This is a genomic window from Cupriavidus sp. 01L45 (assembly GCF_056399885.1).
In genome coordinates this window covers 89547-97686 of sequence record NZ_JBFTSG010000034.1, presented here as the reverse complement: position 1 = coordinate 97686, position 8140 = coordinate 89547, and the positions used below count along the sequence as shown (strand labels likewise).

The window sequence follows — 8140 nt, the reverse complement described above, 5'->3', positions numbered from 1 at the left end:
TGCGAATACTTGAAGAACACAGGACCGTAGCCGGCGCCGACATACACTTCCGTGGTGTACGGGCGCGTAAAGCCGTTCGGGTAGTCGCCCGGGTAGTAGTACTGCAGCACGCCGACGTCGTAGTTCCACTCCAGGCCGCCCAGCGTCACCGTGTTCTTGAAGCCGCCGTAGAAGTCCATCTCGATCGGCGCCGAGACTTGCGGATTGCTGTCACCGAGCCAGCTGATGCTCGAGTTCCAGTTGCCCACGTAAAAGCCGCTCGAATGCGCGTAGTCAAACCCGCCCTGGATGGCGGGGCGGCGGTTGGTCTGCATCAGGCCGCGATAGCGATACTCACTGGCCAAGGTCACGTTGGCGGTGAAGGTGTGCGGCGACGCTTCGGCGGCAGCGGCGGCGGCGTCGGTAGGTGCACCGCCCTCCTGCGCGCTGCTCTGGGCGAATGCTGCGGGGGTGAGCCCGCAAAGCACAACTGCACTGGCGCTGACTGCAAGGGCCAACTTCTTCATGGGTTTGCTCTCCTTTTCCTCTGGCTCGGTACTTGTGTGTTTAAGAATGATTTGCGAAACGACGCTCCTGCCACCATTACTGCAACTGCCGTGCCAGGCTGAAAACGAGGATTACAAATTATTATTTGTGCTCATATAGACGCTTTGAATGACTGCGCTGGCCGGCTCCCGGCGAGCGCAGTAACGTTAAAAGGTGTTACCAGCCCGCGCCGGCGCTTTCCCGGCGACGCCTGAAGCGCGATAATCGGCCCATGCCGGCGGCAAGTGCCGTGCGCGCATCGCCTTCGTCCGCACCCCATTGCGGTGCACCGCGATGCTGCACGCCGAATCCGCTCACCCAATTACACGCACCAAGGCGGTGCAAAAGGAGAATCACAATGAAGCCCACCGACCTGTTCAACGATTTCCAGGCCAAGATCAGCGAGGCCTTGCGCAACTCGCCCGCCAAGGACATCGAGAAAAACGTGCGCAGCATGATGACGCAAGGGTTTTCCAAGCTCGACCTGGTCACCCGCGAGGAATTCGATGTGCAATCGCAGGTTCTGGCGCGCACCCGCGCGCGGCTGGAAGAACTGGAAGCCCGCGTGCAGGCGCTGGAAAGCCGCGCGGCAGGCGGGTCCGACACGCCTGTTTCCGGCTGAAGCCCTTGCTGCGCCGCACGCTCGCCCAGGTGGTCAGATGAACCTGGGCCAAGATCCCGACCGATGGCCGCCGTATTCCGGCGGCCATTTTCGTTAACACATCCTTGACGCTTTCGGAGTGAGATGAGCCTCGCACTGCTGCGTAGCCGGGCGTTGACCGGCCTTGAGGCACCGCTGGTATCGGTCGAGGTGCACCTGGCCAACGGCCTTCCCGCCTTCACGATCGTCGGGCTGGCCGATACCGAGGTGCGTGAAAGCCGTGAGCGGGTCCGCGCGGCCATCCTCAACAGCCGCTTCGAGTTTCCCAGCCGGCGGATCACGGTAAACCTGGCCCCCGCGGATTTGCCCAAGGAATCCGGGCGCTTCGACCTGCCGATCGCACTCGGCATCCTGGCCGCCAGTGGCCAGGTCCCGCTGGACGGGCTGGATGCCAGCGAGTTCGCCGGCGAGTTGTCGCTATCCGGAGAGTTGCGCCCCGTGCGCGGGGCGCTGGCCATGGCAATGAGCCTGGGGCGTGACAACGCCGCGCGGCAGATATCGGGCGCAGGCCCGCCCCGCATTTTCGTGGTAGCGGCAGAAAATGCTCCGGAAGCCGCCTTGATCGACGGGGTCACGGTCTACGGAGCACGCTCCCTGTTGGAAGTCTGCGCTCACCTGGGCCCCCTGCCGGACGCCCGGCTGGCGCGTGCGGAGCCGCTTGCGCAGATCGGCGAAGGCGAGCCTGCCGGTCCGGACATGCGCGACGTCCGGGGCCAGCCGCAAGCGCGCCGCGCCATGGAAATCGCGGCAGCCGGACAGCACTCGGCCCTGCTGGTCGGCCCTCCTGGCACTGGCAAATCCATGCTGGCGCAGCGCTTTCCCGGCCTGCTGCCGCCGATGACGCTGGAGGAAGCGCTGGAATCCGCCGCGGTGCAGAGCCTCACCGCCGCCGGCTTCCACCCCGCCCGCTGGCGCGAGCGGCCCTACCGGTCGCCGCACCACACCGCTTCGGCGGCGGCGCTGGTGGGCGGTGGCAGCAACCCTCGCCCCGGCGAGATCTCGCTGGCCCATCAAGGCGTACTGTTCCTGGATGAACTGCCGGAATTCGACCGCCGCGTGCTGGAGGTCCTGCGCGAACCCCTCGAATCGGGCCGCGTCACCATTTCGCGCGCCACGCGCCAGGCCGACTTCCCCGCCCGGTTCCAGTTTGTCGCCGCCATGAATCCCTGCCCGTGCGGCTACCTGGGACACCCGTCGCGTCCCTGCCGCTGCACGCCGGACCAGGTGCTGCGCTATCAGTCCAGGCTGTCGGGGCCGCTGCTCGACCGGATCGACCTGCAAGTGGAGGTACCGGCCCAGGACCAGCGCGAAATGCTCGATGGCCCTCCCGGCGAGTCCAGCGCCGAGGTGCGCCAGCGCGTGCTGGCCGCCCGCGCCCTGCAGCAGGCGCGCCAGGGCAAGCCCAACGCGGCGCTCTCGGGGCGCGAGATTGACGAGCACTGTCCGCTCACGCCCGAGGCGCAAGCCTTGCTGCGTGGCGCCATGACCAAGCTGGCCTGGTCGGCGCGCGCCTATTTCCGGGCGCTGAAGATCGCCCGCACGATTGCCGACCTGGCGGGAACCGAGCTATTGCAGCCCAGCCATGTGGGCGAGGCCATCCAGTACCGGCGGGCGCTGCGTACGCCGTAGCAACGGCGTGCGTCCGGTTCGCACTCAGCCACGCCGGGGCGGAGGCACCGCCACCGGCGGCTCCGTCGGCGGCGGTGGGTGTTCGATGGGTGGGAGATCGGGCGGAATGCCCGGCGGCGGCGGCTCCTCGTCCGGCGGCACGGTATGGGCCGGTCGTGCATGCAACCTGGCCTGCAGGGTGGAAGAGCTTCGCATTGCTTACCTCCGCTTGGGTCGTCCTACCTATTGAAGCAAACGCACCTGCGGGAAGCTAGCGCCAGATCGGCAGAGCGGGCCGGCGCGGATGCCGGCCCCGCTTCTTCAAGCCGGATGGCGCCGGACGAAGAACAGCGCGGTGCCCACGGCCACCAGCACGCTGCCGAAGATCCGGTTCTGCCAGCGCACCGCGCGCGCATTGCGCAACAGGCCGCGCATGCGCGAGGCCAGCAGCGCGTAGCCATGCATCACCACCAGGTCCACGGCGCACATCGTCACGGCCAGGATGGCGAGCTGGGGCGCGAGCGCATGGGCCGGGTCGATGAACTGCGGCAGCACCGCGACCATGAAGATGATGCCTTTGGGATTGGTCACATTGGTCAGCAAGCCGGTGGCGAAACGGCGGCGCGGGCTCAGCGCGGCAACGCGCGGCGCCTCCTGGCCCTGCGCCGCCTCATCCGGGGCGCTATCCACGCGGGCGCGCCACTGCTGCACGCCGATGTAGATCAGGTAGAGCGCACCGATCGTCTTGACCACGGCGAACGCATGCTCGGACGCCAGCAGCAGCGCGCCCAGGCCGCCGCCTGCCACCAGCAGGATGATCACCAGGCCGGTCTGCAAGCCAAAGATCGTAGTGGTGGTCTTGCGCAGCCCGTACGACAGGCCATGGCTCATCGACAGCACCGCCCCCGAACCCGGCGAAACGGCAATCACCCAACAAGCCGCGAAATAAGCCAGCCAAACTTCCCAACGCATGAATGAACTCCCTTGAACGGACTGATCGGCCCGCGCATTGCGGGCCGGCTAAAGCGCAATAAGGCTCGGCAGAGCTTAAAACGGATGAAAACCGGTGAGGAACTGGTCGACCTGCTCCGCCTGGCGCTGGTCGCGCGCGGCATCGCCGGCCTCCAGCACAACCGCCTGGTAGACGTGCACGCCGGAAGCCACCAGCCGCGCCGTCAGCCTGCGAGGCGACTGGTCCTGCGGCGAGACCGCAGCCACCTGCACCTCCACGCCGTCAAGCGCCACGGCGGGTGTCGCGGCCGACATCACCTTCACCTTGCGCGTCTTGACCGCTTCCGCGGGGTGGGGACCGAGGTTGCCAAGCAACCCCGCCTGCATCGATTCAAGCGCGGCCTGCCGCAACGCGGCATCGTCGGCGGGCAAGGTCACCACGCCAACGGCGAACAGGGTTTCGTCGATCCGGGCCGCGTCCATCGTCATCGGCAGCTTGCGCCCGGCAATGGCTACTTCGCGGGCGGCGCCGCTTGGCTTGCCCGGATAGAGCGCGGCGTATGCACCTTCGTTGGACTGAATGGTGCGCCAGTCATAGCGCGGCGAGCAGGCGATCAGCCCGGCGCCGAGTGCGGTCACGGCGAGGGCGGTGGCAAGCGAGGACGGTAACAAGCGGGAAAACCGGCGGTGGGACATCTCGGCAGTGGATACGGCAGCGTGCGGCAACGGTCCGGCGGACATTGCCGGGGACAGTGCCCGGGATTGTGCGATCCCGCATCCAGGGCGCGCGGGCGCGGCACCACGGATGCGGACGGAAGCCGCTATTATCGGGGAACCTGCGTGCCAGCGCGCATCCACATTGCCAGCCCATGCAAATCCCGTCGCCAGGCCACCCGTCAGTCTCGTCCATGCCGCAACCGCGCCGTGCGCCCGCCCGCCGTACCTTGCGCGCCGTGGCGGCGGTGATGGGTGCCCTCATCGTCACGACAAGCCATGGCGCCTTGGCCGCCAGCACCCACCTGCCCGCGGCAACCGACCTGGCCGCCCAGGCCAAGGCGGCGGCCACCCGCGGCGAACCGCTGGTGGTGCTGGTCACGCTGCCCGACTGCGTTTACTGCGAAACGGTGCGCCGCAACTATCTCGGCCCGCAGGCGGCGGCGGGCGAGATCGTGGCGCGGGAGCTCGACATGACCGCCAACACGCCGCTGCGCAATGCGGATGGCAGCATGACCACGGCGCGTGAATGGGCCCGCAGCCGCCACGTGACGGTGGCGCCCACGGTGCTCTTCCTGGACGCGCGCGGCCGCTCGCTGGCCACCCCGTTGCGCGGCATGCAGCCTGACTTCTACGGTGCCTACCTGGAACAGGCGCTGGATAAGGCCCGCTCGGCGCTGGCCGCCACGCCGGACTGAACTGCGGCTAATCGCCGCAGCGCGAGTGCCTCCATGCATGCATCCGGCAGCGCCGCGGCAGCGGCAGTAGAATGGCGGCTTGTCTGACCTGTCGGCGAGCATCATGACGACCTCCACTTCCCCAACCGCCCCTCCCGCGGCAAGCCCGGCCCGGCGCAAGCTCTGGCGCGCGATCGGCGCCGTGCTGCTGGTTGCCGTGCTGGGCTGGTTCGGCTACCGCGCCATCGCCCCAGCCACTGCCGCGCCGCCCGCCACCTTCACGCTGCTGTCGGGCGAGAAGGTCAGCACCGCCGATCTCAAGGGCAAGGTCTACCTGGTCAACTTCTGGGCCACCAGCTGCGTCACCTGCGTCAAGGAGATGCCGGACATGGTCAAGACCTATGACAAGTTCAAGGACAAGGGCCTGGAGTTCGTGGCGGTGGCAATGAGCTACGACCCGCCGATGTACGTGATGAACTATGCGCTAACCCGCAAGTTGCCGTTCAAGGTGGCGATGGACTCCGACGGCGCGGCGGCCAAGGCATTCGGCGAGGTCCAACTGACCCCGACCACCTTCGTGATCGATAAGGACGGCCGCATCCTCAAGCGTTATGTCGGCGAACCGGAGTGGGATGCGCTGCACAAGCTGCTCGACGGCGCGCTCGCCAAGGCGGCCTGATCCGCGCAGCCCGCCCGAATCCGCCGGAAAGGTGCCTGCCATGGCACCTTTTTTATTGCGGCAGCCCCACGCAACGGCCCCGGCCTTGCGCAGTTCGCCTGTATGGATATACAGTTACCGGCAGTTTTCCCCGCCCATGCCGGCCAGCGCACTTGCACGCCCGGCATCCCCAAAGGCCCCTGCCGTGTTACTCGATCCCGATCCCAGCGCCGTGCTTTGCGATGCACCCGCCAACAGGCAGGATGCCTGCGCCACGCCCGCCTACCTGTCCACCCTGAACCCGGAACAGCGCGCGGCCGTGACCCACGAGCCCGCCGCGCCGCTGCTGATCATCGCCGGCGCCGGCTCGGGCAAGACCAACACGCTGGCGCACCGGGTCGCGCACCTGGTGCTGGGCGGCGCCGATCCGCGCCGCATCCTGCTGCTGACGTTCTCGCGCCGCGCGGCGTCGGAGATGGGGCGGCGGGTCGAGCGCATCGTGGACCAGGCGCTCGGCATGCAGACCTCCGGCGCGGGCCGCGCCGCGCTGACGTGGTCGGGCACCTTCCACGCCATCGGCGCGCGCCTGTTGCGCGAGTACGCCGAGACGCTCGGCCTGTCGCCCAGCTTCACCATCTGCGATCGCGGCGATGCCGCCGACCTGATGAATGTGGTACGCCATGACCTCGGCCTGTCCGCGCAGGCCTCGCGTTTCCCGCGCAAGGAAACCTGCCTGTCGATCTACTCGCGCGTGGTCAACACGCAGGCCCCGCTGGAAGACGTGCTCAAGCAATGGTTCCCGCGCTATGCCATGTGGACGGATGCGCTGCGCGGGCTGTTCGCCGGCTATGTGGAAGCCAAGCAGAAGCAGCAGGTGCTCGACTACGACGACCTGCTGCTCTACTGGGCGCAGGCCTTGGCCGAACCCGTGCTGGCGCAGGACATGGGCGCGCGCTTCGACCATGTGCTGGTGGACGAATACCAAGACACCAATGCGCTGCAGGCCGCCATCCTGCTCGCGCTCAAGCCCGACGGACGCGGCCTGACCGTGGTGGGTGACGATGCCCAGTCGATCTATGCCTTCCGTGGCGCCACGGTGCGCAACATCCTCGATTTCCCCGGACAGTTCACACCGGCCGCGGACATGGTCACGCTGTCGCAGAACTACCGCTCGACCCAGCCTATCCTGGCCGCCGCCAATGCGGTGATCGGCCTCGCGGCCGAACGCTATACCAAGGACCTGTGGTCGGAGCGCGGCTCGGCCGAGAAACCGGAGATCGTCGTGGTCAACGATGAAGCGGACCAGGCCCGCTACGTGGTCGAGCAGATCCTGGCGCGGCGCGAGGCCGGGCTGGCGCTGCTGTCGCAGGCCGTGCTGTTCCGCGCCGCCGACCACAGCGCGCAGCTCGAGATCGAGCTGGTCCGGCGCAACATCCCCTTCGTCAAGTTCGGCGGCCTGAAATTCCTGGAATCAACGCACGTAAAGGATGTGCTGGCGGTCGTGCGCTGGCTGGAAAATCCGCGCGACCGCATGGCGGGCTTCCGCAGCCTGCAGCTATTGCCCGGCGTGGGACCAAAAACCGCCGCGCGCGCGCTGGACGCGGTGGAAATCGCCACCGAGCCGCTGTTCGCGCTGGAATCCTTCGAGGCACCGCCGGCCGCCGCCGAGGCGTGGCCCGATCTGCTGGCGCTGGCGCGCAGCCTGATGGCGCCGGCCGCGCCGTGGCCCTCGGCCTTCGAGCAGGTGGTGGCGTGGTACCAGCCGCATCTGGAACGCCTGCACGACGACGCTCCCGCGCGCGCGGCCGATCTCCAGCAACTGGAACGAATCGCCGCCACCTACGCCTCGCGCGAGCGCTTCCTGACCGAACTCACGCTCGACCCGCCGGATGCGTCGAGCGACGAATCCGGCGTGCCGCTGCGCGACGAGGATTACCTGATCCTGTCGACCATCCACTCGGCCAAGGGCCAGGAATGGAAGGCGGTCTACGTGCTCAACGCCGTCGACGGCTGCATGCCTTCGGACCTGGCCACCGGCACCACCGAGGAAATCGAGGAAGAGCGCCGCCTGCTGTATGTGGCGATGACCCGCGCCCGCGACCACCTCGACATCGTGGTGCCGCAGCGCTTCTATGTGCACCAGCAGACCGGCTATGGGGATCGCCACGTCTACGCTTCGCGCACGCGCTTCCTGCCCAACCGGGTGATGCCGCTGTTCCACAGCCGCGCCTGGCCGCCGCCCCCGCCGGTCGCGGACGCGCCAGCCAGGGCGCCGTTGCCCAGGCTCGACCTGGCCGGGCGCATGCGGGATATGTGGCGTTGAGCTGCCGTTGACGGCAAGCTGCC

The 8140-nt window shown here is 68.0% G+C and carries 8 protein-coding genes; 5 read left to right on the top strand and 3 right to left on the bottom strand.

What is annotated here, in order from left to right; genetic code table 11:
- Positions 1 to 506, bottom strand: a 506-nt coding sequence (locus AC1DT6_RS22905) for a TorF family putative porin (RefSeq protein ID WP_477114922.1), incomplete at its 3' end; no start/stop codon positions are given.
- 377 nt (positions 507 to 883) lie between these two features.
- Here AC1DT6_RS22905 and AC1DT6_RS22900 point away from each other — a divergent pair.
- Positions 884 to 1147, top strand: coding sequence for an accessory factor UbiK family protein (locus AC1DT6_RS22900; protein WP_045236107.1), 264 nt, complete (start codon positions 884 to 886; stop codon positions 1145 to 1147).
- 123 nt (positions 1148 to 1270) lie between these two features.
- Positions 1271 to 2815: a YifB family Mg chelatase-like AAA ATPase gene (locus tag AC1DT6_RS22895; protein ID WP_477114921.1), complete on the top strand. Its 1545-nt coding sequence runs from the start codon at positions 1271 to 1273 to the stop codon at positions 2813 to 2815.
- 300 nt (positions 2816 to 3115) lie between these two features.
- On the opposite strand, the gene AC1DT6_RS22890 is transcribed toward AC1DT6_RS22895, so the two are convergent.
- Complete coding sequence (locus AC1DT6_RS22890) at positions 3116 to 3766, bottom strand: LysE family transporter (RefSeq protein WP_045236109.1); 651 nt, start codon at positions 3764 to 3766, stop codon at positions 3116 to 3118.
- Between the two features lie 75 nt (positions 3767 to 3841).
- The gene (locus AC1DT6_RS22885) at positions 3842 to 4441 is read right to left on the bottom strand and encodes a hypothetical protein (RefSeq protein ID WP_441630722.1); all 600 of its coding nucleotides are present in this window, start codon (positions 4439 to 4441) and stop codon (positions 3842 to 3844) included.
- A gap of 212 nt (positions 4442 to 4653) precedes the next feature.
- On the opposite strand from AC1DT6_RS22885, the gene AC1DT6_RS22880 reads away from it, so the two are divergent.
- From AC1DT6_RS22880 to AC1DT6_RS22870, 3 genes are all read left to right on the top strand, one after another.
- Positions 4654 to 5157 (top strand): thioredoxin domain-containing protein, encoded by a 504-nt coding sequence (locus AC1DT6_RS22880; RefSeq protein ID WP_441630720.1) that lies wholly within the window; start codon positions 4654 to 4656, stop codon positions 5155 to 5157.
- Between the two features lie 103 nt (positions 5158 to 5260).
- The gene (locus tag AC1DT6_RS22875) at positions 5261 to 5815 is read left to right on the top strand and encodes a TlpA disulfide reductase family protein (protein WP_477114920.1); all 555 of its coding nucleotides are present in this window, start codon (positions 5261 to 5263) and stop codon (positions 5813 to 5815) included.
- Positions 5816 to 5951: 136 nt separating this feature from the next.
- On the top strand, positions 5952 to 8117 hold the full coding sequence (locus AC1DT6_RS22870) for an ATP-dependent helicase (RefSeq protein ID WP_477114919.1): 2166 nt from the start codon (positions 5952 to 5954) through the stop codon (positions 8115 to 8117).
- Positions 8118 to 8140 lie beyond the last annotated feature (23 nt).

Excerpts from the sequence above, each read along its gene's own strand:
- AC1DT6_RS22900 (WP_045236107.1), top strand. The coding sequence starts at position 884 with ATGAAGCCCACCGACCTGTTCAACGATTTCCAGGCCAAGATCAGCGAG.
- AC1DT6_RS22895 (WP_477114921.1), top strand. The coding sequence starts at position 1,271 with ATGAGCCTCGCACTGCTGCGTAGCCGGGCGTTGACCGGCCTTGAGGCA.
- AC1DT6_RS22890 (WP_045236109.1), bottom strand. The coding sequence starts at position 3,766 with ATGCGTTGGGAAGTTTGGCTGGCTTATTTCGCGGCTTGTTGGGTGATT.
- AC1DT6_RS22885 (WP_441630722.1), bottom strand. The coding sequence starts at position 4,441 with ATGTCCCACCGCCGGTTTTCCCGCTTGTTACCGTCCTCGCTTGCCACC.
- AC1DT6_RS22880 (WP_441630720.1), top strand. The coding sequence starts at position 4,654 with ATGCCGCAACCGCGCCGTGCGCCCGCCCGCCGTACCTTGCGCGCCGTG.
- AC1DT6_RS22875 (WP_477114920.1), top strand. The coding sequence starts at position 5,261 with ATGACGACCTCCACTTCCCCAACCGCCCCTCCCGCGGCAAGCCCGGCC.
- AC1DT6_RS22870 (WP_477114919.1), top strand. The coding sequence starts at position 5,952 with ATGCCGGCCAGCGCACTTGCACGCCCGGCATCCCCAAAGGCCCCTGCC.